Source organism: Nocardia sp. NPDC004860 (genome assembly GCF_040609015.1).
Classification (GTDB): Bacteria; Actinomycetota; Actinomycetes; order Mycobacteriales; family Mycobacteriaceae; genus Nocardia.
The window spans coordinates 1-20,438 of record NZ_JBEXJI010000007.1 but is presented as its reverse complement, the minus strand read 5'-3'; the positions used below and the strand labels follow the sequence as shown (position 1 = coordinate 20,438).

The 20,438-nt window shown below is 65.9% G+C and carries 20 protein-coding genes and 1 pseudogene; 17 read left to right on the top strand and 4 right to left on the bottom strand.

Features of this window, described 5'->3' with window-relative positions; genetic code table 11:
* The first annotated feature begins 15 nt into the window (after window positions 1-15).
* The 13 genes from ABZV44_RS16070 (at window position 16) to ABZV44_RS16010 (ending at window position 14,003) form a co-directional block, all read left to right on the top strand.
* Window positions 16-549 (top strand): hypothetical protein, encoded by a 534-nt coding sequence (locus ABZV44_RS16070; RefSeq protein WP_354836615.1) that lies wholly within the window; start codon window positions 16-18, stop codon window positions 547-549.
* Window positions 546-1,535 (top strand): hypothetical protein, encoded by a 990-nt coding sequence (locus ABZV44_RS16065; RefSeq protein WP_354836613.1) that lies wholly within the window; start codon window positions 546-548, stop codon window positions 1,533-1,535. Before ABZV44_RS16070 ends, ABZV44_RS16065 begins: the two co-directional genes overlap by 4 nt.
* Window positions 1,536-1,596: 61 nt before the next feature.
* Window positions 1,597-2,472, top strand: a complete 876-nt coding sequence (locus ABZV44_RS16060) for a hypothetical protein (protein ID WP_354836611.1) — start codon at window positions 1,597-1,599, stop codon at window positions 2,470-2,472.
* Window positions 2,469-3,443, top strand: a complete 975-nt coding sequence (locus ABZV44_RS16055) for a hypothetical protein (protein ID WP_354836609.1) — start codon at window positions 2,469-2,471, stop codon at window positions 3,441-3,443. The genes ABZV44_RS16060 and ABZV44_RS16055 overlap by 4 nt, the downstream gene beginning before the upstream one ends.
* Window positions 3,444-3,520: 77 nt before the next feature.
* Window positions 3,521-4,426 carry a hypothetical protein gene (locus tag ABZV44_RS16050; protein ID WP_354836607.1) on the top strand — a complete coding sequence of 302 codons (906 nt, stop codon included), beginning with the start codon at window positions 3,521-3,523 and terminating at the stop codon, window positions 4,424-4,426.
* 55 nt (window positions 4,427-4,481) lie between these two features.
* Window positions 4,482-5,405 carry a hypothetical protein gene (locus ABZV44_RS16045; protein ID WP_354836605.1) on the top strand — a complete coding sequence of 308 codons (924 nt, stop codon included), beginning with the start codon at window positions 4,482-4,484 and terminating at the stop codon, window positions 5,403-5,405.
* A gap of 25 nt (window positions 5,406-5,430) precedes the next feature.
* Window positions 5,431-6,390, top strand: coding sequence for a hypothetical protein (locus ABZV44_RS16040; protein ID WP_354836603.1), 960 nt, complete (start codon window positions 5,431-5,433; stop codon window positions 6,388-6,390).
* A gap of 68 nt (window positions 6,391-6,458) precedes the next feature.
* Window positions 6,459-7,496 (top strand): hypothetical protein, encoded by a 1,038-nt coding sequence (locus ABZV44_RS16035; protein ID WP_354836601.1) that lies wholly within the window; start codon window positions 6,459-6,461, stop codon window positions 7,494-7,496.
* Complete coding sequence (locus ABZV44_RS16030; protein ID WP_354836599.1) at window positions 7,493-8,779, top strand: hypothetical protein; 1,287 nt, start codon at window positions 7,493-7,495, stop codon at window positions 8,777-8,779. Before ABZV44_RS16035 ends, ABZV44_RS16030 begins: the two co-directional genes overlap by 4 nt.
* Before the next feature lie 64 nt (window positions 8,780-8,843).
* The gene (locus tag ABZV44_RS16025; protein ID WP_354836597.1) at window positions 8,844-10,694 is read left to right on the top strand and encodes a TraM recognition domain-containing protein; all 1,851 of its coding nucleotides are present in this window, start codon (window positions 8,844-8,846) and stop codon (window positions 10,692-10,694) included.
* On the top strand, window positions 10,691-11,578 hold the full coding sequence (locus ABZV44_RS16020) for a DUF4913 domain-containing protein (RefSeq protein WP_354836595.1): 888 nt from the start codon (window positions 10,691-10,693) through the stop codon (window positions 11,576-11,578). Before ABZV44_RS16025 ends, ABZV44_RS16020 begins: the two co-directional genes overlap by 4 nt.
* Before the next feature lie 1,028 nt (window positions 11,579-12,606).
* Entirely contained in the window at window positions 12,607-13,071 is a 465-nt protein-coding gene (locus ABZV44_RS16015) for an NUDIX domain-containing protein (protein WP_354836593.1), read from the top strand.
* 5 nt (window positions 13,072-13,076) lie between these two features.
* Window positions 13,077-14,003 carry a PfkB family carbohydrate kinase gene (locus ABZV44_RS16010; RefSeq protein ID WP_354836591.1) on the top strand — a complete coding sequence of 309 codons (927 nt, stop codon included), beginning with the start codon at window positions 13,077-13,079 and terminating at the stop codon, window positions 14,001-14,003.
* Here the strand turns inward: ABZV44_RS16010 and ABZV44_RS16005 are convergent.
* From ABZV44_RS16005 to ABZV44_RS15995, 3 genes are read right to left on the bottom strand one after another with little or no spacing between them, the layout of a single operon-like run.
* On the bottom strand, window positions 14,000-14,716 hold the full coding sequence (locus ABZV44_RS16005; RefSeq protein ID WP_354836590.1) for a hypothetical protein: 717 nt from the start codon (window positions 14,714-14,716) through the stop codon (window positions 14,000-14,002). The genes ABZV44_RS16010 and ABZV44_RS16005 overlap by 4 nt on opposite strands.
* Entirely contained in the window at window positions 14,677-15,816 is a 1,140-nt protein-coding gene (locus tag ABZV44_RS16000; protein ID WP_354836589.1) for a radical SAM protein, read from the bottom strand. The genes ABZV44_RS16005 and ABZV44_RS16000 overlap by 40 nt, the downstream gene beginning before the upstream one ends.
* A complete protein-coding gene (locus tag ABZV44_RS15995; protein WP_354836588.1) occupies window positions 15,813-16,568 on the bottom strand; it encodes an AAA family ATPase in 756 nt (251 codons plus the stop codon). The genes ABZV44_RS16000 and ABZV44_RS15995 overlap by 4 nt, the downstream gene beginning before the upstream one ends.
* A gap of 215 nt (window positions 16,569-16,783) precedes the next feature.
* Here ABZV44_RS15995 and ABZV44_RS15990 point away from each other — a divergent pair, with 215 nt between their 5' ends.
* The 4 genes and pseudogenes from ABZV44_RS15990 to ABZV44_RS15975 all read left to right on the top strand — a co-directional run bounded on the left by ABZV44_RS15990 (window position 16,784) and on the right by ABZV44_RS15975 (window position 19,898).
* Window positions 16,784-18,100, top strand: coding sequence for an XRE family transcriptional regulator (locus ABZV44_RS15990; protein WP_354836587.1), 1,317 nt, complete (start codon window positions 16,784-16,786; stop codon window positions 18,098-18,100).
* Complete coding sequence (locus tag ABZV44_RS15985; RefSeq protein WP_354836586.1) at window positions 18,097-19,002, top strand: aminoglycoside phosphotransferase family protein; 906 nt, start codon at window positions 18,097-18,099, stop codon at window positions 19,000-19,002. The genes ABZV44_RS15990 and ABZV44_RS15985 overlap by 4 nt, the downstream gene beginning before the upstream one ends.
* A 254-nt stretch (window positions 19,003-19,256) precedes the next feature.
* Window positions 19,257-19,530 (top strand): annotated as a pseudogene (locus tag ABZV44_RS15980) (IS3 family transposase); the annotation flags it as partial.
* 71 nt (window positions 19,531-19,601) lie between these two features.
* The gene (locus tag ABZV44_RS15975; protein ID WP_354836585.1) at window positions 19,602-19,898 is read left to right on the top strand and encodes a transposase; all 297 of its coding nucleotides are present in this window, start codon (window positions 19,602-19,604) and stop codon (window positions 19,896-19,898) included.
* Between the two features lie 105 nt (window positions 19,899-20,003).
* Here the strand turns inward: ABZV44_RS15975 and ABZV44_RS15970 are convergent.
* On the bottom strand, window positions 20,004-20,438 hold a 435-nt coding region (locus ABZV44_RS15970; protein WP_354836583.1), incomplete at its 5' end, for a transposase.

Genomic DNA, 20,438 nt, shown 5'->3' with positions numbered 1-20,438 from the left:
GGGACCGCTGGCAGGGTGGCGGTCACCGCAGGTGGATGCATCCTTCTCGTTGCGCTCGAGGCGTGCGGACAGAGCCCATTCGCCGACCATGAATCAGGCGATCTGCCCTGTACAGCAACACCTTTCGATCCGCCGTTCGATCATGTGGATCCGTGCTCCGCGGAGCAGGTGGCCGTTGCCGCGGTGGAAACGGTATTCACCTACCGGCCCAGCGAACAGGCCGACCAGAGTTCTTCTGTCAAGGCGGCGGCACCGCTGTTGGACGTCGGACTCGCGGCCCGCTCGGAGACCAGCGGTACGGTCCTGACCCCGATCACCGGCTCCCAATGGCAACGGTGGCGCAGCCAGGGCATCTCGGTCGTCGCCTCGGCCCGACTCGGCGAGGACGACCACCCGATCGATACCCACACCACGTTCACGAGGGTAGCCGCCGTCACCCTGCATCCCGGAGACGAGACCGAAACGATCCTGCTCGCAGCCTTCGTACGAGCCAGTCGACCGGATTCCTCAGCAGGATGGCGCATTTCGGCATTGGAGGTCAGGACATGAGCGGCGGCGACCCGGTCGAGGAGAGCGGGCAGGCGGTCCGGACCGGATTCGTGCAAGCCATGCAAACCGCGGCGATGACGATGAACCTGCTGCAGCGCCGAGGCGCCGAATCGCGATCGGCCGCCGAGTTCGAGCGCCGTGCTGAGGAAACTGACACCCGGCTGCAGCAGAACCGGGAGGTCCATGACCTGAAGGTGGCCGGCTACCAGACTCGCCACACCAACGAGTCCGAACTCCACACGCTGGAAACACAATTCAAGACACGCCAGATCGAACGCGCCGAAGAACTCCACATCCTGGAACGCCGGATCAAGGAGCGGATCATCGAACGCGGAGACGCCGACCTGGACCGCCGCACGGCAGACAGCGCGTCCGAACGCGCGAACATGGATGAACTCCATCAACTCCAGCGCCAGAATCTGATCAACCGCGGCGCCTGGGAAGAACAACGCCACGACCTCGACGTCGAGTACAAGCAGCTGCTGATCGAGATCCGGCGTCGCGCAGCGGGTTTCACCGAGACCCTCAACGCCCAGGACCGTGACCACGCGGCCGGAATGCGTTCGGCCGCGGCTTACGCCGCCGCCCACAGCACCGCCGATCTGTCCGAGACACACCGCTCGCATGCCGACGCCTTCGACGAGCGACTCACCGAAGACACCGGCGTGAGCGCGACCGACATCCTCGACGCACAGCCAGACGATATCGGTCCGGGTACCGAGATGACCCCTGCGGTTTTGCAGGCGACTCGCGGCCTGACCGACGAACTGAACTTCTACATCGTCGTCAACCACGCCGCGCAACCCGACACCAACAGTCCGGCCGACGAGATCGTGGACGGCAGCGTGATCGGAGCAGCGATCGACCTGGCCGACGTCATCGATGTCGAGGTCGTCGAAGAACCCGGTGCGGACCCGGACCCGGTCAGGCCGCCCGAGGTGACGGCGACGCCGCCGACAGCGCCGGACCAGGGGATCGAGCCATGACCACGAGTCCAAGGGCCGCGCGCCAGCGGTATGCGAGGACATCGTCGGTCGGGAGCAGGCGATGAGCAAGCCGACCCGGATGCAGATGAAAGTCCTCAAGGCCGTTCACGGTCAGGCCGCGATGGCGCGTGTGATGCAGGATCGCGCGAAGGCCCGGCAGCAGGTGACGGGCCACCCGCCGCCGAGTTCGTGGTATGAGGATTTCCACGGACATGCGTTGCTGCGTCAACAACTCGAAAATGCCGCTGCAGCAGCGGCGATCCCGACGGCGTGGGTCGAGCAGTGCCGCCATCGTGGTGATCTCGGGATGCGTTGGCGAGCCGATGTGCACTGGCGTGACCCGGGGCGGGTCGACCGGGAACAGTCGTTGGCCGAGCTCGAAGGGCAGGTCCGGTATGTACAGGAGATGGCGGCTGTGGCTGCCATGTACGGGGAGCGTGGTGCGGGCGCCGAGGTCGGCACCGCGCAACTGTTCGACCGCAAGTTGCGAGTGCTGGCCCAGCACGCCCGCGCCATGGCCAGCGTGCTCGACCTTTCAGCCGAGGAAGCCGATCGGCTGTGGGGAGAACGCACCTGGGAATCGGCCACCGCAGCTGTGCGGGATGTCGATGCCGCCGCGCTGGTGAAGCGGTGGCGGGCCCATGTCATTGCCGACACGACCGATTTCGCCCTGCAGGTCAAAGCGCTCGGTGACGCCGGCCTGCCACCGGAGCGCGGCGTGTGGGAGCGGCTGACTCCGGCCCACATGATCGAGGAAGTCCGAACACGGCTGTCAGCGACTCCCCGCGAGCCGGGGGCGGATCCGCAACCCGGCGCGCAGATCGGCGGAGCGATCGACGCCGCGGGAATCGGTAGCGACGCGAACGCCTCGCTCGAACTCGACACCATCCCGGCGCCTGCCCCGGCGGCCGAAACAACGCCGGGAATCGAACCATGAACGAGCGTCCAGGCCAGATCCACACGGCGCCAGCGGAACTGGCTGCTCCGAGTGCCGCGCAGAAGGTGCTGTTGCGGGAAATTCAGAACACCGCCAAACAGTGCGCGGACATGCTCGAGGCCCATCGCATCGTCGGTGAGGTCACCGGCACGCTCGCACCCCAATCCTTCTACTCCGTCTATCAGCGTCACGTGGAACGTGGCCGGGAACTGGAGGCCATCGCGCGGGCCGGTGGCGTGCCGGCGAACTGGATCGCGCATGTGCGCGGCAAGGGCGAACAATCGATCAGCTGGCACGATGGCCGCAAGTACTGGCCGGCCCCGCAGTCTGTCGACCGCGATGCGTTGATCGCCGCGCTGAGCGCGGAGGCGCGGGCATTGCAGACCGCGCTCGCGGTCGCGGCCACGGGCAAGATTTTCGGTGCCAGCGGTGAACGGCTCTGGCCTGTCGGTCAATTGAGCCACGTGATGGCCGCGTCCTGGGAACGCATCGCCGGTGTCGGGTTGCTGCTCGATCCCAGCGCGGCCGAACGAGAACATATCTGGCCGAGCGGCCCTGACTGGGCATACACCACCGTCGCCGCAGTACACGACTGGGACGACCGATCACTCGAGCACTGGCGTGACACCGAATTCAGCAGGGCAACGGCTTCAAAGCAACCAACGCGTATCCCGGACCTGGCCGGGTCGGCGTTGACCGACCACGAGCTGATCGTGGCGCCCTTGTCGGAGCTGGCCGACCTCGCCCGCGCCGCGCACCGCAGCCTGGGCCACCCCACCGAGCACCTCGCCGCCGACAGGCCCGGCCACGCCGGCCCGATCACATCGGTGCACGGGCAGGTCATCGCTGACGCCGTCGCTGCGGCGGCCCTGGATCAGCAACGGCCCGCGGCCTCGGGGCTCGACGAGATCGCCACACAGTCAGGTGAGTGTGTGCGCCCATCGCTGGAAACGCAGGGACCGGACCCCTGACTTTCCCGGGCGCTCTGGGGTGATCGATCGATGAAAACCAGTGCATTGCATGGCAGTACAAGTCGAGAGGACTTCTCATGACCGAACCGAATCCGCCTACGGCGATGACGGGGGAGCCGCGCTGGCGGCTGCGTGTGCTCGATCGGATTCAGAACCTTGCCGCGGATCGTGCGCGTGTTCTTCAGCAGGGATATCAGATCACCGGCATGAACGGGGATGCTCCCGTGTTGGCGTGGCGGACCCAGCTGCACCTGCTGGCCGACGCCCGTGCAGAGGTGGAAGCCCACGCGCGCGCGGTGGGCATCGACGACGCGCACATCGAGGATGCCCGGTTGTTGGGGCATCGAGGGTTTCGCGTGTATTCCGATGCGCGTGCCGGAAATCCGGTGCGTGACAAGATGATCGACGGTGTCGTCGGCGATACCTGGCAGCTGCAGCATATGGCCGCCATCCGCATGGTCGGTGCGCTGCGGCCCAGTCCCATCGGCGCTGGGGCGGATTCGCAGGTGGCCGCTCAATTCGAACGCAACATGGCGGCGGTGTGGATGCGCGCGACCGCGGTCTCGCACGCCATCAGCTTGACCGCCGAGGAATACGCGGGAATGTGGGCCACCGACGTGCCCGGCTGGCAGCGGGTGCTGGCAGCCACTGTCGACACCTACGACCACGCGGGGTTGGAACAACGCTGGCGAATCTACGCCTGGCCCGGTCTGGGCGAGGAAGCGCACCGAGACCTGCGCGCGCTCGGCATCGACCCCACCGAGGCGTTCGCCCCGGACCCTATTCCCTTGCCGCACACCATGTATGAGCAGGCCTCAGCCGCGATCGATGCCGCCGACCATACCGTCATGGCCCAAGTGATCGATCATGCCATCGACGCGGCCCTGCCCACCGAGGCCGAACTGGCGTGGACCACCGAACCGGCCGAGGGTTCCGGCGGATCGGCGCCACCTGTGGATCCCGCCCCGGGAGTCGAGCCATGAGCCAGTGCGCCCCGCGCCGGGCCACACCGCCTGTGAACGCAGGGGGTGGGAAGCGATGACGGAGCCGAACCCGCGGGAGATCCCCGGGGACCAGATCGCGCTGCTGCAACGCATCCAAGGGCTGGCACTGCACAGCGGCCGGTTGCTGCAGGCGATGTATGAAGGCGGCGGTGACGCGCGAACATCGATGCGGGCGATCGCGGAAATCAATGCCCTCGACCGTGACCGGGATCTGACCGAGATCAAGGCCCGCGCCGCGGGCGTCCCCGCCGAATGGATCGATCGAGTCCGAACTCTGGGGCAACGCGGTCACCCGTGGCGCGCCGATCAACCCTTGCCCGATCCCGCGCCCCGCGGGTGGCGGCGCACGATTCGGCGGGTCGCCGACGATGTCGAACAGCTCAAGGACATGGTGGCCGTCCACACCGCCTACCTGCACACCCGACCCGTCGGTGAGCCTGTCTCGCCAATGGAGCAGGCGGTGATGCAGCAGTTGCATCGCAACATGGCCGCGTTGTGGATGCGTGCCGGACGTACTGCCGAATCGATCGGCATGAGCGCAGGTGAACGGGCCGTGTTGTGGAAGGTGGCGCCCGAGGAGTGGGCGCAGCGGGTAGGCCACTACCTCGGCGGTGAGGACCTGGGTGAGCTCCACACGCGGTGGCGCCGATACGGCGATGCCGCCATCGCGACCGCTGCCCGCAAGTCTTTGGGCAAGTTGCGGCGCGCGGGCGAACACGGCCCCGATATTCCGCTGCCGGACATGCCGATGCGCCCGCCTCAGATGCTGCACGAAGCCCACGCCACCGTCGCCGACCTCGACTCCCCGGGTAGCGCGGAGAACACCGTGATCACCGCCGCCGTCGAGGCCGCACTGCCCGAGGACGTGGCGGCCGACTGGTCTGCCCAGGACTACCCACTGCCGGGCACGTCTGGGCATGGGAGCGAGCCACACGTGAACAGTGAGCTCGAGTCATGACCTGCGTGATGCGAATGATGTTGTCGTGGAACAGATGTGGTGGCGTGGGGTGCTCGCGTTGACCGGCCCCGATCGGGAGCCGCCGGCGGTGGTGATCGAGCGGTGGAAGATCGATCTGCTCCGGCAGGTCCACGACTTCGCCGCGGAGTTCCGGCGGGTCGACGCTCTCGGGCCCCGAGGCTACGACGGCACCGACGGCGATGCCGAGAAAGATTGGCTCGACCATCTGGATGCGTTGTCCGCTGCGCGGGAAGCCACCGAACGCATTGCACTGTCGGCGGGGATCCCGCAACCCTGGATCGAACGCGCCCGCACCGTCGGTGCCGAATACTCGCCGACACCCGCACCGGAGATGTCCCTGGAGCCGGTGGGGGAAGCCAAACAGTTCTATCTCGACATGCTCAGCGTCGAGGTGTGGAACCTGCAACGCATGGCGTTCGTGGCCGCCGCCCGGGAACTCCGCACCCGCGAGGGCGCCTACGAATTCGGGACAGACCCGGTCTCGGGCACCGAATACCGCAACAACATGCACCTGCTGCACCTGCGGGTCCGCGCACTGGCCGACGCCGCGCAACTGAACCATCACGACGCCGAGAAGCTGTGGGGTGCAACCGAAACCGCTGGACTGCGGCAGGTGACAGCGGTCGCGGTGAACAGCTGGGACAACCTGACCCTGGAATTCGCGTGGCGGCAGTACACGCGACCCAACCCCGCTTCCGCGGTCCCGCCCTACCTCGGCGACGAACACGCCGGACGTCGGCTCGCGCGCAGCGCCGTGAGCCCACCGACGCCTGAGCAGCTCATCGCCGACGCCGCGCACGCATTGCGCGAGCACCCCTTCCAGCCGCCGGCCCCACACTGGGACATCGAAATCGCCGTCGACGTGGCGCTACCGGCCGAAGTCGACTGGCATTGGGGTCCGCAACCGCCTGGGCCCGACACCGCCGCGGGTCAAACCCCACCTACGCCCGGGCCCGAACCCTGACTCGACCGTCGTCTCCTCCCGCGGGTGACCATGCACGCCGCATGAGGACACCGCAGGATATCGGACTCGTGGTGGCGCTGGCGCCGACCACTGCGAGAACTACCCAAGCAACTTCTCCGCGAGGGACATTAGGCGACCGCGAAGGCGGAAACATGGTGTCCGACAAATACTTCGACAATTCTGCTGACGAGCCAGCATCTGGAAAGCTCCCACGCACGTCCGGATCGGCCGGGCGATCACGTGCACAGGACCCGACCCCGACGGGTACGCCGGCGGGGGATCGGTTGGCGGCTGTGCGTCGGATGTATGGATCGAAATTCGATGTGCCCCAAGCCTTGCGCGAGGGCGCGATCGCTCACCGATTCGGCGCCGACGACATCGACGCCGTCCACGCCGCGAAACTCAAAGCAGTCCAGAACGCCGCATTCCTGCGCGCGGCATGGATGACCAACGCCGTCGCCAACGATCTCGACATCGGCGATCCCCGACCCCGCTGGGCGATGTTCGTCAACGGGATCGCCGAAGACCTGCACGCGGCACGCATCGACGCCGCGCAGGCAGGAGTCGATTCCGCCGACATCGAGCATGCCGACAAGGTCGGTGCCAGCGGACTCGCCTGGGATCAGCAGCCCGCTCACCGGCTGTTGGGCCGTCTGGAAGACCTCAGCCATGAGCTGTATCACCTCGGCAGCCACAACGCCGAACAAGCCGAACGGATCCGACACCTCACCCAGCGGCTGGACACCGCCGAGGCCGCTATCGACGCCCTCGGCGACACCGTTGCCCAGCAGGAGGTCTCGCTACGCGAACTGCTGGGCGAAGTCGTCGACCACCACTGGAACACCAGCCGCCCCGAGACGGTGCATGCGCCGCAATCGCTGGCGAGGTTGCGTGCCGCCAACACGATCCTCGCCGCCGCCAACACCGTCGACGCTCTCGACCTACCGCAACCTCGAGACAGCGGCCCGCCGGGCGCCGACATCGGTACAGCGGTCGAGGTCGCCATGGCAGGCACCGATCCACCAACCAGCGAGGATCCGGCCCTCCAGTCGCCACCGGTCACCCCACAGCCTTCTGCCACGACCGAATCGGAGCTCGAGCCATGACCTGGATCGCTGAACCGGTCGGGTACGCCAATCCCGCCTACTACTCCGATTCGGCCGACCGCACCGAACGGCAACTGCGCGCCGATTTCGCCAAGTACTACCAGTTGCGCGAGATCGCACCCTTCGGTGACACACCCGATGACACCGCCGACATGACCCAGCAGGCAGACGATCTCGCGACGCGGTGGGGACGCCACGAATCACCGCAACGCCGCCGGATGTGGGAGACGCTGCAGGCCGCGGTGATGGGCTGGGAAGTCCGCCCCGACCTCGCGCGCCGCAACTTCGACCAACTCGCTCGCGCACGCCAAGCGGGGGACCTTGACGTCGACGACGCCTTGTGGCGCAGCCTTGCGCAGGCCCGCGCGATCACCGGCCACGGCACCGATCTCCCCGTCGCCGGTTCCGCCCAGGACGCGGTGCACCGATTCCCGAATCTGGAGCTCGAGCCCGCGCTCACCGACCACACGCACCGCGCCGGACTCGAAACCGATTCGCGCACTGCCGTGGAGCGCACCCTCGGCGCACCCCGTGATCGGTCCGCCGACTCGAACATTGCCAGCCTCGAGCAGACCCGGGACATCATCGCCGCCACCGACATAGCTCTCGGAGTCGAAGAAGACGCTGGTGATCTCGATACCGGCCGTGACGCCCGCGCCATGCTGCTGCCCAGGGCTGTGCGTGAGGCGCCGGTCAGCTACAACTACGCCCAATCCGAGGTGTGGGAGCTACGCCAGGCCGCGCTGCTGCGCGAGGTCCAAGACCTCGCCTGCGAACACAGCAGCCTCGCCGACGCCTTCGACGGACACGACGATCAAGCCCGCATCACCAGACTCGAAGCCCTACGCGACGCACTGGCCGAGGCGCGCCGGGACGCGCTGCGCGCCGGCGTGCCCGCCCCCGATGTCGACCGCGCCTATGTCCTCGGCCGCGACGGCACCTACTGGAGTACCGAACCCTCCCACCCGCGTCTGGGCCGCATCGCGCAACTGTCCGACGAACGCGACCGCGCCCGCGCCGAGGCCGCCGCCCTCCGCAGCCGACACACCAGCCGGCCACAGCACCCCGACGTCATCATGCAGTCATCCTCTGAAACAACCAATGGCACAACAGTTTCCACCGACTCCCCAACCCCGACATCCGCTGAGGGCGGCGCTCGGATCGTCGAAGCCATCGACGCCGTACTCGCCGACGCCGACACCGAGAACTGGACCGCAACCGAACCCGCCACGCACGACCCCGCGTCAGCGAGCGCGGAGACCGAGCTCGGGGTGCAGCCATGAGACCGACTACACAGCAACCGATCCCACCGCACCTGACGCGTGAAGCGGGGCCGGTGTCATGCCGGTGAGAGAGACTCGTCGCCGCAAGACCGGCGGCCTCGGCGAGGAAGCATGGCTGCTACTACTGTTCCTCGCTGCTGTCTTCGTCGCGCTTCTCGGCTGGGCTGCCCTGTCCGCCGGGAGCTTGATGGCAGGGCTGCCGGTGACGGCGAATCCGGTCGCCGCGCTGCTCGAGGTCGCTCTCGGGCGACGCACCTGGCCATGGCAATCCACCTGCGTCGCCATCATTTTCACTGGCGGTGTGGCGGCCGGAGCCCTCTCGATTCGGAGACGGCTGCCCGCGCGTGTCGGTCTCGACTCGGCGGCGCGAACGATGGCCCCACCCCGCGCCATCACGCTCGCCCGAGCTCGAGACAACCGCACTGCCGCGACCCGCCTGCTCAAGGACGCACCCCCGGACATACGCCAGCGCCCGGGGCCGCCGCTGGGGCGCACAGTGATCGGCGATGTCGATCTGTTCGTTCCTGCCGAGCTGGGGGTGTTCATCGCCGCCGGCCAACGCACTGGCAAAACCATGGCCTGGGCCATCCCCGGTCTGCTCTCGGCCTGGGGACCAGCGCTGGCCACCAGCAACAAACCCGATCTCTACCGGCACACCCGATTCGGGCGCGCACAGCGCGGCCGTGTGTGGCTGTGTGACCTGCAAGCTGTCACCGGGCGCGCGGAATGCGAGTTCTGGGTCGATCTGCTCGCCCAGGTCAAAAGCCTGCCCGCAGCGCGGAAGCTGGCGGCCTTCTTCGTCAGCGGATCCTCTGGCTCCGCAGCCCAGCAAGCCAACGCGAAGGTCGATTCGTACTTCGATGGTGGTGCGCAGGAGTTACTGGCCCTGTACATGTTCGCTGCGGCGTGTGTCGGCGGCGATCTGCTGCATGTCGCCGAATGGCTCTCCGGCGACCAAGACCAAGCACCCGCGTTGATCTTGCGCCACCACGGCCACCACCGGCCCGCCCAACGGATCCTCGACGCGCAAAGCCTCTACGCCCGGCAACGAGATGGGTTGTACGACATGGGAAGACGATTCCTCAACGTGCTCTCCGACGACGACTACGCCCGCATGATCACCCCACCGGCCCGCAAACGCTTCACCGTCTACGAAGGCGAAGACACCATCGTCATCGACATCACCCACGAACCCGCCACCCACGCACTGCCGCAATTCAAACCCGCCCACTTCGTCCACAGCAATGACACGCTCTACGCGCTGTCGATGACCGGCCCCGACTCCGCCGGACCGTTGACTGCCGCGCTGGTGGGACAGATCCTCGAAGCCGCCCTCGCCGTGGCACGTTCACGGTTGGACGGCCGGCTGGCGGTGCCGCTGCTGGCGGTCCTCGACGAAGCCGCCAACTGCGCCCGCATCGGAGAACTGCCCAGCTACTACACCTACTGCGGCGGCTGCGGCATCATCCTCATGACCATCATCCAAGTCCTCGAACAAGGCGAAGACCTCTGGGGCGTCAACGGCGTGAAAACCATGCGCGCCCAATCGATCGAACTCTACGGCGGCAACATCGCCGCCGTAAACTACCTCGAGGAATGGTCGAAAATGATCGACGAACACGACGTCGCCGACCGCTCCCGCTCCATCGGCCCCGGCGGAGTCAACCACACCGTGTCCTGGCGCGCCGAGCCCATCCTCAACGTCGCCAAACTCGGCGCACTACCCAAAAACCGCGCCCTGATCCGGCTGCCGGGCCACGAACCGATCCTCGTCCGCAAGATCTTCTGGTGGGACCACCCAGAATTCGCGCCGATCGTCCACGCCTCCCTGGCCGAGTTCGAGTCGACCGTTTCACTGGTGAAAAAGCCACGAACGCCCAGCGAGCAGGCACGGCACGGAGGTACCCCGCAGTGACCACGACATCGTCCGGGCCGGCCTCAACTCAGAGCGGATCCGGCAAGAACGCGCCCAAGCCCCCCGCATTTCCCGACTTCGTCGCATTCGGTGAGAAATGGCTGTTCCCGTTCGTCACTGTCCGGCTGGCCGAAGCCAACCGCGAGCAAACGTATACGTGGTGTGCGCAGTGGTGGCGGCATCGTCCCGTTTCTGTGCGAATCGCGCACCTGCACAACGCATTCGAAGCCTCGCGCCGCGCTCAATCAGGTGGCGCCATCTCGAGCCTTCTTCTCAGCCACATCGACGCCCACATGCGCGTCATCCTCGACGCCGCCAACGGCCCCCTACACCGCTGCACCAGAACCAAACACACCGCACTGCCGTCACTGTCCGCGGAACCAGTACCGCCAGGATGGTTCGGGCCGCCGCGCCGTCCCCGGCCCCCGAATGATGACGGCCCAGACCGCAAGACCAAACCACCGCGCTTCACCCACTACTCCACCTTCGTCGACCGATGGCTCCTACCCGTGACCGCAGTACGTGTGGCAGCGAATCATCGTGAAGGCCAATACACGTGGTGTCGGCAATGGTGGGCCCACCACGGAGTGGCAGTCCGATTCGCCGCCCTGCACGCCGTGTTCGAAGCAACGCGCGTCACCGAAGACCGCACGGCCATGAGCACACTGTTCGTCTCGCACATCGACCCACACATGCGCGTCACCCTCGACGCGGCACAAGGACCATTACATCGATGCACCCCAACCCGGCACGTTCCCCAGCCCGGACTTCCCTTCGATGCTGTGCCGACGGCATGGTTCGGAACGCCGGGAGAGAATCCTCCGATTGACGAACTCGGATTCGGGCCCGACTTCCGGGCGCTGCACCATACGGCATCGACCTGACAGTTTGGCAGCCGCGTCGGCGCGGGCTATGAGCGAGCGGCCCTCCGTCGATTGGAGCGGTTACGAGAACCGTCTCTTCACAGCGCCACGACGTAATCGGGATGCCCAACTGTCACGGTTTTCGGTGGCAATCAACAGGTCCACAACAGAGATAGTCCCAAGGAAGAAGACCAGCGCGCCGGCCTCATATCCGACGACCAGTTAGCGACGGCGCAGATGCGGCAGATGAGGGTAACAGTAGCGGCGCGCTCGCCCCGAGGATGGCTGTGAAAAGTCCACGCCACGACGAACATGGCGCGTTCCGTACCTCGACGGGGATGTCTTCACGGAGACCCTTAGCGTCCCAGTCAGCGTTCCGGGCGGCGACGGATTGCTCGAGCTGGGCGGCCTCTGTCCACCGGTCCATGCGACGGATCCAGGAAGCGATCACCGCCGCCATCATTGCCGCGCCCGAGGAACTGTTTGGCATGCTGGAGGATCACCGCGAACACGACCAGCAGTAACAGCCAAATGTGGCTTGGCAGAGACGATTTCGACCAGATCTTCGTGGCCGAGGATGAGGTCAAAGTCAAAACCTAAACGCGAAATATTCGGTCGCGTCAGCACCAGCATCGACGTCGCAGGCGCCGCTGCCGGCCGCGGGTGGCGTTAGGCATGCCGGGATCCCGTGTTCCCCCAGGGCGGAGGTCGTCGTTGGCCCATCGGCGGACCGCACGAGCAACTTGGATCGTGTCATCGATCGGCCGAGGGGCGACGGGGGCCACCGGGAATGGGTAGTGAGTGCCTGGGTTTCGTTCCGGCAGAGCGTGGTTCTTCATCATCTTCTCCTCGGGTGGCATCGGTGGCGTTTGCCCTGCTTTCAGCGTGGCTCGCAGCTGGTCGGGCTTCCATGCACGGCGGCGTCCCCCGGGTATGCATCCGACGCATAATCAAGCACCTCAAGTGGCACTAGGCTCGGTGCGCTCGACGCAGTTCCTCCAGAAACAATCCGGCTCACCGCGTGTGCGGAGCCTTCGAAGGGAGTGGTTGTGGACACGGCTATCGAGCCGGGCCAGGTCGCAAAGCCGCCGCGTCACAAGGTGACCGGCGATGTGCATTTGCTGCTGTGCCGCGGTGACCGAGTGCTTTTCGGTCAGCGTCAGAACACCGGGTATGAGGATGGGGCATGGCATCTCCCGTCCGGACACCTCGAGGCAGGCGAATCGGTTGTCGAGGCTCTCATCCGGGAAGCCGACGAAGAGGTAGGCGTCCGCATCATGCCCGAAGATGTGCAGTTCGCCCACATCATGCACAACTCGTCCTCGGGCGGCCGGATGGCTTTCTTCTTCGTCGTCGACGAGTGGGAGCAGGACCCGGTCAACCGGGAGCCGGACAAATGCAGTGGGCTGGAATGGTTTTCGCTCAACTCTCTGCCTGAGCACCTGATTGCGTACTGCAGGACTGCGCTCGAACAGATCGACGTCGGCGAGCAGTTCTCGGTATTCGGCTGGTAGATCGTATGACCACGCAAGGCAGACCGGTGGTGTGCGTCAGCTACCTGGCGGCGGCCGAGCTGTGGAGCGTGCCGAAGTTCCCCGCTCCGAACCACGGGGCCGAAATTCTGACCACCGAGGAGTCGATCGCGGCGGACGGCCCCATGACGGCCGCCGTTCTCGCTGCGCTGGATGTCCCAACTCTGTTGGTGGCCAACCGGATCGGCAACGATGACGTGGGCGGGAGAGTCGGTCGCTGGCTACAGCAGCATCACGTGCCCTCAACTGCTGTAGTCAGCACCGATGTCGTGACCCCGAAGATCGTCGTGGTCGCAGACGGGCGAGATACGCGGACCTGGTTCGCGCACCTGCCCGGTGTCACCGACGAGTTGAGCCGCTGCGACCTCTCGCCGATCGGCACGGCGTCGATGGTGTATCTCGACGCGTATCAGCTCGTCGAAGCCGCGGCGATCCGAGTGGTCAGGGCCGCGCGGGACTGCGGCACCGAGCTGCTGGTCAATCTAGGCGGATCACCGCTGTCGGACGCGCTGTGCCTCGAGTTGGCCGGCTACCGGAACCTGATCATACAAACCAACGTCGACGACGGATCCCGCAGCGACGTGCCAGCAGTGACCAGGCAGTTGTTGACCGAGACCAGTGCGCGCTGGGTTGTGGTGACCGCCGGCGCGTATGGCGCGAGCGCCGCCAGCCGGGAGCGGATCGTGACGACGCCAGCGTTTCGCGTGCAGGTGCACCATACCCACTGCGCCGGCGCCGCGTTCTCCGGCGGCCTGCTCTACGGGATGCGGTCCGGTATGCCGATCGAGCGGAGCCTGCTGCTGGCGACGGCCAGCGGAGCGCTCCGGTGCGTGCGGCACCACAACGCCCCGCTTCCGACGTTGCTGGAGTTGGAATCGGTGATCGCGTCGCTGGCGCGAACCTCCTTCAACTAGAACAGCTCCCAGCCTTTCAAGTGCCCGACGACTTCCTGAAGCCTCTCGGGCGTCATTCGCTTCTTCGCAGCCTCCGCTGGAGATTCCTTGAAGGCGCCGTACTGCCACCAGGCTTCTCCTGTGTCGCGGTCGCTGACCACAAAGCGATCCTTCACCGCGGGGCCGCGCACGACCAGGCTCACGGTGTCGGGCTGGGCGACCACGGCGTGCACCATCGTGTGGTGCAGCGAGTAGGTTCCGCCGACCGGTTCCTCGCGCACTTGCAGCGCAGGCAGTTTCGTGGGGTCGAGCTGGTCGTCGATCTCGGCGTTGCCGAATAGGTAGTGCCGGTACTGGCCACGCAGGATCCGGCTGGCGTAGGACCAGCGGTGGTTGTGTGGCCGGTCGTAGTACCCAGGCAGAAACAGGTGCAACCGGATCCGGACACCGGAGACGTCGTCGCTGAACAGCACCACCTTGTCCAGGATGTCGTAATGCTCGCAGAGGTCCAGTAGCTCCGGCCGCCGTGGCAGTTCATCGAGGCGGGAGCGGACGATCGCTGGCTCGGCAGCGACCGTTTCGAAGAACTCGAGCGCGGCCTTTTCGACTTCGTCGATGTCGTTCCAGTCGATGCCGCACAAGGCGGCCGCGGCCAGGTCCAGCCCTTCGGCGGTGTTAGTTTCGTACATGGCGTTCACTCCTCTGGCTTGGCGCTGGATTTCCACAACCGGCACACCGGGACTATGTCGGGGTAGGCGCTGCACGAGGACGCGCCCATCACGAGCTCCTCGGCCGGGCAGCCGCCCATGCAGGCGCTGGCTTTGCAGCCTCCGCAGCTGGACTCGGTGAGCACGCTGGTGAACAGCTCGAATTCGTTGGGGCCGTGGTTGAGTTGGACCTGCCCGTCGGTCATCTGGGCGTAGTTCATCTTCGTGTCGAACAGGTAGCTGCACACGTACGCCCGGCCGTCGGGGAAGATCGAGATGCGATCCAGCGTGCGGCCGATGCAGCCGGCGTAACCCTCGCGCGCATGCCGGTCGATCTGGTCGCGGCGCACGTAGGTCGGCTGATACCACACCCTGGTCTTGAACTCGGGTGCGACCTGATTGAGCTTGTCGCAGAAGGTAACCCACTCCGGCGGTGTCATGGCCATCTCGGGATTTCCATGGCCGGTTCCGATAGTGCTGAACACATGGAACTTGACCAGGCTGACGTTGAGGTTGTCGGCGATGTCGAGCAGCCGAAGGACGTCGTTCTCGTTGGCCTTGTTGACCGTGCAGATGATCCGGGTGTCGAATCCGCGCTCGGTCAGCTCGGTCGTCGTCGCCATCGCGGTGTCGAAGGTGTCCGGGCCTCGGACCGCGTCGTGGGTGGCCTTGCTGCCGCCGTCCAAGCTCACCTGGACGTATGCGAAGTCCGAGGGGTCCATCTTACGGAACTTCTTGGCCGCTGGCAGTTGGGCGTTCGTGGTGGTGATGACGTCTTCGTATCCGAGCTTGCCGGCCGCGCGGATGGCGTCGATGAAGTACGGATGCAGCGTCGGCTCGCCGCCGAGGATCGTCACCTTGCTGCCGCCGAGCTTGCGCCAGGTCTTGAGCCAGTCGACGATCTGGGGCAGGTCGAGCTTCATCGCCCGCTCGAGCCGCTCGCCCATATAGCAGTGCTCGCAACGCAATTGGCAGGCTTCGGTGATGTAGAGGTAGACGTTGCGGAAGCGTCCGTACTTGACGGGGTCGATGCGCTCGTGCTCGGGCATGTGGACGCGGCGGGGCATCCGGGCGTGGCCATAGCTGTCGGCGCCGACTTTGGGTGTGGGTAAGGAAACCGATGTCATTGAACTGGACTCCGTGAAATGAGCAGGGGAGAAAGGAGATTCGATGCGCCGTCGATGGTCGTGGTGGTGTCCAGATCGGTGACGTCGATACCCCAATCGGCGAAGGCCGTACGAATACCGATGGCGGCGTTCTGGTAGCGCTGGCTGCGGGCGCGCAACAGTCTCGGTGAATCTCCTCGGCGGGGGTGCAGGACGCCATCGCAGCGCGAGCAGGCCCAGATGTCGTCGGGTTTGGGGATCGCGGGCAGCCGCGGATCGGAGATGGGGTCGCGTTCGCAGCGGTGGCACACCTTCCTGTTCTGCGCACGCTGCTTCAACGTCCGTGAATCGGTGTGGACCTCGACGGCCTCGACACGGCTGAGTGGATCGAATTCTTCGAGCACCGAAAGGAATTGGCCGACTTGCTTGGCGGATCCCGGGAAGTTGTCCATCAGCACGGTGTGCGCGTCAGGGTCATCGGCGACGCGTCGGAAGTAGTCGCGCAGCGCCGCTTCCACGATGTGATCGTCAATCCATCCCAGTTGCTCGCTGCTGCCAGCGGTGGCCGACAGAACTTCGCGCGGCACATGCTCCCGCAGGCGGAAGACCCGCCTGCCGTCTTGTCTGCCGAGCACCATGGTTAGCGTGGTCTTGCCCGCGGCCGGCGGTCCGAACAGCGGAACTACCAACAAAAGCGCCACGGCCTGCTCCTTTCTCTGCGCGATTTCGGACGGTCCAAGCGTCCGATGTGCGCACAGGAGGAACCATGCCAAAAGCCGCCGCCGAGATATGCATCGAACGCATACTGGTATGTGCGGGTGCGTGGTAACTTCCGCGGATCAGGGAGATCGAGGGGGTCGACGCCCCAAAATCAGGCCGGAGTAGTCGCATGAATCGGACGCCGCAGCCCCGGCGCTATTGCACGCGATGCGGTACCGGGCTCAGCCATTACAACGACGAATTCCTTTGCGGTGCTTGCACATACCGCATGCTGGAGCCGCCAGATCTACCTGCCGACTTCTGGGTCAGCGACCAGATGCACGATGCCCTCGCCACCTGGCACATGGGCCGTGTCATCCACGCATACAGGACCCACCCGTTCCACGGCCGAGCGCTGGCCCAAGAGACGGTGGCCCAATGGCTCAAGCTCACCCAGAGCCAGCTCAGCAGGCTCGAAAAAGGCATCGCGCCCGAGCAGCTGAGCAAACTCATTTACTGGGCCGAGACCTTGAAGATCCCTGCGGAGCTTCTTTGGTTCAAGCTGCCGAAGCAAAACGTCGATACCCTCGACGATGTGAACCGGCATGAATTCCTTCGCGCCGCGGTGACGGTCGCCCTCACACCGGGGCCGTTGCTGGAACTGATCGGCACGCTCCGCTCAACCCCCGTGCCAGCTACCGTCGGGCAGGAACAGATCGAGGAGATCCGGACCGCCGCCAAACAAATCAGTTCGTGGGATGCCGCCGCTGGCCGCGGCCTCGTCCGAGAAGCCGCGCTCGCGCAGGTCCGGTACGCGGTGCGCCTGCTCGACGCGAACGCCACCCCCAGGGATAAGGCTGAGCTGTGCGCCGCAGTCGGATTCCTCAGTCACAGCGTCGGATTCACAGCATTCGATCAGTACGAGCACGACGACGCGACCACCTTGTTCGAACTCGCACTGGGCTGTGCGGAGAACTCGGGCGAGCCACATCTGCGCGCGAAAGTTCTCTCTTCGCTGGCGCGGCAGTCAATCTGGTGTGGCAACTCGGAAGCGGGACTGGCCTCGGCGGAGAGAGCGTTCGAGAACTCAGACGGGCTGACCGCGACCGAACGAGCCATGCTGCACACTACTAAGGCCCGCGCCTACGCCAAACTCGGCCGAGTCCAGGAAACGCTCACGGAGATCGGCAGGGCTGACGAGGAATTCGCCCGTTCCAGCCCAGATAACGACCCCGCCTGGATGAAGTACTACGACCTGGCGCAGCACTCCGGCGACACCGGCCACGCCCTCTACGACCTCGCCATCCGGGGCAAGTTCGCCAGCGAAGCGCGCGACCGCCTCGCCACCGCGGTCAACGGTCACACCGATGCATACCGCAGGTCGCGAGCCATCTCGGGGATCAAGTTGTCTTCACTGGTCATGGCGGTCGGTGACCCGCAAGAAGCCGCAGCCGTCGCCGACCACGCGCTCAAGGACGCCGTGCACCTGCGCAGCCGCAGAGCCGAGGACGACCTGCGGGACCTCCACGGCTTCGCCTCGACACGCCAGAGCCAACCCGAGGTAGCCCAGCTGACCGACCGCATCGAGGGGCTCGTCGCCGTATGACTTCCGAAACGCTGACCGACTCGACCGGGGCGATTCTTCGTGCGGCATGCGCTCTCGCTGGCGTCCGAACCGATGGCGCCGTCGTCCTCAACCGCAGCGAGAACGTGATCTACAAGCTACCCGGCGGGATTGTCGCGCGCGTCGCTCGCGCCGGCCAACAGGCCGCGGCCCGGCGCGAGGTCGAAGTTGCCCGATGGCTCGAATCCGCAGGCTTGCCTGCTGTGCGGGTCATTCCCGATATCGACCAGCCCATCGTCGTCGACGAGAGGGCCGTGACGTTCTGGGTAGAACTCCCACCACACCGCCACGGCACCCCCACCGAGGTGGCCGGCGCGCTACGCAAGCTCCACGCCCTGTCGCCGCCGGTGGATCTGGATCTCGGCACGCTGGACCCATTCGTGCGGCTGGACAATCGAATTGAGCGGGCGACGACTATCTCCGCGGACGACCAGGCTTGGATGCGCGAGCACCTGGCCGAGTTGAAGGAACGCTGGACCCGGCTGCCGGACGGGCTTCCCTGGTGCGTCGTGCACGGAGATGCATGGGTGGGCAACGTCGTCGCCACCGAGGCCGGTGAGACCATCCTGCTCGACCTGGAGCGGACCTCCATCGGGCCACCGGAGTGGGACACCGTCCACACCGCCATCAAGTTAAAAACCCTCGGCCAAATCAGCGTGCAGGACTACCAAGCCTTCTGCGACGTGTACGGGCACGACGTCACGGCCTGGGCGGGATACGAACTCCTGCGCGACCTTCGCGAGTTCCGCATGACGAGTATGGCAGCGCAAACCGCCGTGACCATCCCTGCCGACAGAGCCCAGGCAGATCACCGAATCGCCTGCCTTCGAGGCAAATTCGGCCCGCGGCCATGGTCCGGTTGGCGGCCCGTCCCCTCGCAATGAAGTGTCTGCAGCACCTCGTGAATCGTTTCCAATACTGCCGCCGGTACGCTGGCCGACTACCTCGCAGTCGCTTGGCCATCGTATCGATTGTCGGCGTGTCGTCTTTGCGATCGAGCTTGGTCGATGCTGGAGGGTAAGGCTTCTCAGGGCGAGGTGGTCTCGAGAATTGGAGTCAGGTAGTTTCGAGCGAAATCGCGTGCCTGGTCGTTTGTATCAAGCGGCGCAAAATCGCTCGGTGCAAGTAGCAAGGTGCCAGTGATAGCGGATCTCAGTTTCGTTCAAGAAGATTCGTCCACGCGCTCAATCGCCATCGCATGGTCGGATCCATGGGCCGCGTCGGCGCGGCCGGCCACAACGCCGCTATGGAAAGCTCTTCAGCCTGCTGCAGCGCAACGTTTGGACCGGCAGCGCTGGGACACCCGCGAACAGCTGCGGATCGCGATCGTCACCTGGATCGAACGCACCTACCACCGTCGCCGCCGACAAGCCAGGCTCGGCCGGTTGACCCCGATCGAATTCGAAACCATCATGTCCCCAGCAGCCCGACAGGCTGCGATTCCCGTCATATCGTGGAGGCCGGACCGTAGAGGAAGGGCCAGATGGCGGAGAAGAGACGCAAGTTCGATGCGGAGTTCCGTGAGGGAGCGGTCCGGATCGTGCGTGAGACCGGGCGGCCGCTCGCGCAGGTTGCCTGTGAGCTGGGGGTCAACGAGGGCGCGCTGACCGCGTGGGTGGCGCGGGACCGGCAGCAGCGTGAAGGCGGTGCCGGTGACCGGCTCAGCGAGTCCGAGCGTGAGGAGCTGTTGCGGCTGCGGCGTGAGAATGCCGAGCTGGCGATGGAGCGTGATGTGCTCGAGCGATCGGTGGTCGGGTGGGTGAAGGAGGCGACCACGTGAGTGTGGCCGGGTTCATCGCCTCCCAGAGGATTGAACACGGTGTGCCGCATGCCGTTTCGTGCCGCGCTCTCGAGGTCAGCGAGTCGTGGATGCCCCTATGTCGTGTCAAGCCACCACGGGCTCGGATTCTGCTGCGGGGTCGGCGGTAGTTCGCCGGAGCGTGCGATAGACCTCTCTGGCGATGTAGCGTTTGAGGACACGGATGGTGTCCTTCTTGGATTTCCCTGTGGCAGTGCGGCGTTCGAGATACGACTTGGTTTCCTGGTCGGTTCGGATGCGGGTGATCACGATCGACCACAGGGCATTGTTCGCCCGGCGGTCGCCGCCGAGATTGAGTCGATGGCGGTTGCTGCGGCCCGAGGACGCCTCGACCGGTGACACGCCGCACAGGGCGGCGAAGGAGGCTTCGGAGTGCATCCGGTCGGGGTTGTCGCCGACGGCGCACAACAGAGCGGCGGCTGTTTCGGGGCCGATGCCGGGCCGTGCGAGCAGGTCGTGGCCGGCCGGAGTGGCGGTGACCAGTTGCCGTTGCGCGGCGTC

What these genes read in the sequence shown, in the direction of transcription:
- ABZV44_RS16065 (WP_354836613.1), top strand. Translation starts at nt 546, where the DNA reads ATGAGCGGCGGCGACCCGGTCGAGGAGAGCGGGCAGGCGGTCCGGACC.
- ABZV44_RS16060 (WP_354836611.1), top strand. Translation starts at nt 1,597, where the DNA reads ATGAGCAAGCCGACCCGGATGCAGATGAAAGTCCTCAAGGCCGTTCAC.
- ABZV44_RS16055 (WP_354836609.1), top strand. Translation starts at nt 2,469, where the DNA reads ATGAACGAGCGTCCAGGCCAGATCCACACGGCGCCAGCGGAACTGGCT.
- ABZV44_RS16050 (WP_354836607.1), top strand. Translation starts at nt 3,521, where the DNA reads ATGACCGAACCGAATCCGCCTACGGCGATGACGGGGGAGCCGCGCTGG.
- ABZV44_RS16045 (WP_354836605.1), top strand. Translation starts at nt 4,482, where the DNA reads ATGACGGAGCCGAACCCGCGGGAGATCCCCGGGGACCAGATCGCGCTG.
- ABZV44_RS16030 (WP_354836599.1), top strand. Translation starts at nt 7,493, where the DNA reads ATGACCTGGATCGCTGAACCGGTCGGGTACGCCAATCCCGCCTACTAC.
- ABZV44_RS16010 (WP_354836591.1), top strand. Translation starts at nt 13,077, where the DNA reads ATGACCACGCAAGGCAGACCGGTGGTGTGCGTCAGCTACCTGGCGGCG.
- ABZV44_RS16000 (WP_354836589.1), bottom strand. Translation starts at nt 15,816, where the DNA reads ATGACATCGGTTTCCTTACCCACACCCAAAGTCGGCGCCGACAGCTAT.
- ABZV44_RS15990 (WP_354836587.1), top strand. Translation starts at nt 16,784, where the DNA reads ATGCTGGAGCCGCCAGATCTACCTGCCGACTTCTGGGTCAGCGACCAG.
- ABZV44_RS15985 (WP_354836586.1), top strand. Translation starts at nt 18,097, where the DNA reads ATGACTTCCGAAACGCTGACCGACTCGACCGGGGCGATTCTTCGTGCG.
- ABZV44_RS15975 (WP_354836585.1), top strand. Translation starts at nt 19,602, where the DNA reads ATGGCGGAGAAGAGACGCAAGTTCGATGCGGAGTTCCGTGAGGGAGCG.